Source organism: Anaerorhabdus sp., assembly GCF_036637135.1.
Lineage (GTDB): Bacteria > Bacillota_I > Bacilli_A > Erysipelotrichales > Erysipelotrichaceae > Anaerorhabdus.
Genome location: NZ_JAVWNC010000115.1, coordinates 1 through 2,167, shown reverse-complemented (window position 1 = coordinate 2,167; position 2,167 = coordinate 1). Strand labels below are relative to the sequence as shown.

General features: G+C 32.3%; 2 protein-coding genes. One reads left to right on the top strand and one right to left on the bottom strand.

Annotation, left to right across the window (positions count from 1 at the left end; translation table 11 throughout):
- Positions 1-145 precede the first annotated feature (145 nt).
- Positions 146-1,069: a ribonucleoside hydrolase RihC gene (gene rihC, locus RR643_RS11595; RefSeq protein WP_332483312.1), complete on the top strand. Its 924-nt coding sequence runs from the start codon at positions 146-148 to the stop codon at positions 1,067-1,069.
- 13 nt (positions 1,070-1,082) lie between these two features.
- Here rihC and RR643_RS11590 read toward each other — a convergent pair whose 3' ends face one another.
- Entirely contained in the window at positions 1,083-2,084 is a 1,002-nt protein-coding gene (locus tag RR643_RS11590; protein ID WP_332483311.1) for a MerR family transcriptional regulator, read from the bottom strand.
- Between the last annotated feature and the right edge of the window lie 83 nt (positions 2,085-2,167).

Sequence of the window (2,167 nt, the reverse complement as noted above, 5' to 3'; positions counted from 1 at the left end):
TTTTACCATTTTACCTTATCATTATATTTATAGTAGGTTTGTTTCAAGCTATAATGTCAAAGTAGGAATAACCACAAACGATTCGCTATTGATATTTAATTATATCTAACGGATAATTGATTTACGAATTTAGGAGAATGTAAAGATGACAAAAAGACCAATCATAATAGACACTGACCCAGGTATAGATGATGCAGTTGCGATTGCGATTGCATTATTTTCTGATGAATTAGATATAAAATGTATTAGTACAGTTTTTGGTAATGTAGGGTTGGATAAAACAACATACAATGCATTACGTTTAGTGAAGTTCTTTGGTAAAGAAAACATACCTGTTGCATCAGGTGCACGCAAACCATTACTACGAGATATTATTGATGCAAGTGAAGTTCATGGTAAGACAGGGATGGAAGGATTTGATTTTGAGGATCCGGATATGAGTTTATTGTGTCAAGAAAGTTCAATAGAGCTTATGAGAAAAATCATTATGGAAAGTGATGAACCTATAACTATATTACCAATAGGTCCACTTACTAATATTGCTTTATTATTATCTACGTATCCTGAAGTAAAACCGAATATCAAAGAGATTATCATGATGGGAGGTTCTACAGGAAGAGGTAATCGAGGGGTTATGTCAGAGTTCAATTTTTGTGCCGATCCTGAAGCTGCAAGGATTGTATTTCACAGTGGACTAAAACTAACAATGGTACCTCTTGATGCAGGGGTTAGAGCATTAATCACAAAGGATGTTAGCGAACATATAAAAACATTAAATAAAACAGGAGAGATGTTCTACTCACTATTTAAAAGATATCGTGGAGGATCATTTGAAACAGGATTAACAATGTATGATAGTTATGCAACAGCATATTTACTTCAACCTGATATATTTAAAACTGTTGATGTCTTTGTCGATATTGAAACACAGGGCGAATATACATCCGGATGTAGTGTTGTTGATTTAAGAGGATTCCTCAATAAGGAACCAAACACAACAGTCATATTGGATACTGATCCTGAGAAATTCAATGAATGGTTTATACAAAGTGTAAAGAGGTGTTGTTAAAAGAAGAAGGTAATTAATTACCCTCTTCTTTTCTTTTGATTTCCTTTATTGGCATCAGTAAATCAATCTGCATATTTTCTGGTTCGGTATTTTCTAAATGGATATGACTGTAGTAATTCAAATGCTCATCCATCAAGCCACACATATGTTCTTGATCTAACCAATCACCTGCAAAATCATATTCTTCACTATCGTTTACCCATTTAGCTAAGTCTTCCCATTCATTGAAATTTCCAAATGAAATCATATGGGCAGCATACAAACCACCATTAAATTCTTTCTTGGTTAAGGGTTTTGGCACTTCTAAATCATGGGGTATAGTAATCCATGATTCATATCCATGATATCCGGTTTCATCAATAGGATTTGGATGATTGAATCCATAATGACGTAAATCTGGTTTTATTACATCTAACTTTGAATTTCGAACAAAATCATCAATCATTTTATTTGCATGAAATTCAGGGTCATCACCAATGTGATGGGCAGATGCAACAGTAGTTGGTGGTAAATAAATAATCCTTACATCTTTTAAAATTGATAACTTTTCATCAGCTTTTTTCAAACTCCTCATTGTTTGATCCTCCTTAAAATTAATACTGATTAAATTAAGTGAATCAAGAATGCTTCCTAGTTCAGTTGATGAATTGATGATTTCGAGTAGGGGTAGTTTTGTATCTTCACTTAATTTTTGTATGAAGTGAAGGAGAATATCTTTGATGGTTGCTAAAGCGGTAATCTCTTCATCAATTTCCATGATGTTTTGTTCAAATACTTTTACAGTATTTATTGCATTCGGATTAAGAAGTATTGTCTTGATTTGCTTTACAGGTATTCTTAGTTTTCTGAGTAATAAAATTTGTTTGAGTTTCTCAATCGTTTCTAAATCATAAACACGATAAGCGTAATCATCCAATCGAGAACAGTGTATTAATCCAATTTGCTCATAATATCGTAACATTCGAGTTGATATACCCAATGTTTTGGAAACCTGTGATATTGTATTTGACTTCATGTTATTCCTCCACTAATACAACAATAAATGATGACACGGTGATAAAGTAAAGAAAAAATTGTATAATTATAGTATAAATCAAA